Below are 862 nucleotides of genomic sequence, written 5' to 3' on the forward strand. Positions count from 1 at the left end.
AACGTTTAGTATAAAAGAAGTAGGGCTGTAAATAAGCAATAATTATTCGGATTATCCACAAGCCAAATCTTTTGCATTTTGTTTTATATTATTCATCTAAAAGCCAAATCAAAAGATTTGGCGACTTCGCAAACAAGCCTGAACCATTGGGTTTAGCACTTACTTGCCCTATTTTTTTTATACATTGTTACCACCAGTTTTTTATTCCCAGTAGTTCTCTCATTCGTTCGTTATACTTATAAAGAATTCTGTGTTCTGATAAAATTCCGCTCATTTTTTCAGGATATTCAATTTCGAACCCGAATTCATTTGCCTTTAATTCTAATTGTTCAATAAATTTTTTCGAGTATTCAATTCCGTTTCCGAGTAAGTATCTTTTTTTTCCAGCTAAAAAATCTTGTTCAGCTCTTTGAGTATTGAATTTATTGTAAAATTCAGGTGCTTTTGTCGAATCAATTTTATTTGAGAAATGGTAATCATAAACTTCAAATTCGAGACTGTCTTTTTTCCCAAGTCCCTCCATAAACAAAAATTCTTCTCGTAAGTCTTTTGTTTTAGGATTTACATTTATGCTACAATAATTAAAATACTTTTTTGGGATTTCAAAAATTCCGAGAGAGTTAGTTTTCAGTCGTGTAGTATCTTTTTTATTTGTGATTAAAATATCGTGTTCTCTTTTATTTAAATATGCGAGAGTAGAGTCAGTTGTCGATTCAGTAAACCTATCGGATGTATCTCTGTATTTCACGACTTTTACTTTTCCTACTTTATTTTCCTGCGCAAGTAGATTTTGGAAGAGTCCAAATGTTAGAATTATCAATATGTATTTAAAATTGCGTTTCATTCAAATTGGTGGTAACGT

Annotated in this window: 1 protein-coding gene; it reads right to left on the minus strand. The window is 30.6% G+C overall.

Annotation, left to right across the window (positions count from 1 at the left end):
• Positions 1-187: 187 nt before the first annotated feature.
• Positions 188-748: a hypothetical protein gene (locus tag PGOND44_RS14875; protein WP_147228870.1), complete on the minus strand. Its 561-nt coding sequence runs from the start codon at positions 746-748 to the stop codon at positions 188-190.
• Positions 749-862: the final 114 nt, after the last annotated feature.

It is taken from the genome of Psychroflexus gondwanensis ACAM 44, from assembly GCF_000355905.1.
Taxonomy (GTDB): domain Bacteria; phylum Bacteroidota; class Bacteroidia; order Flavobacteriales; family Flavobacteriaceae; genus Psychroflexus; species Psychroflexus gondwanensis.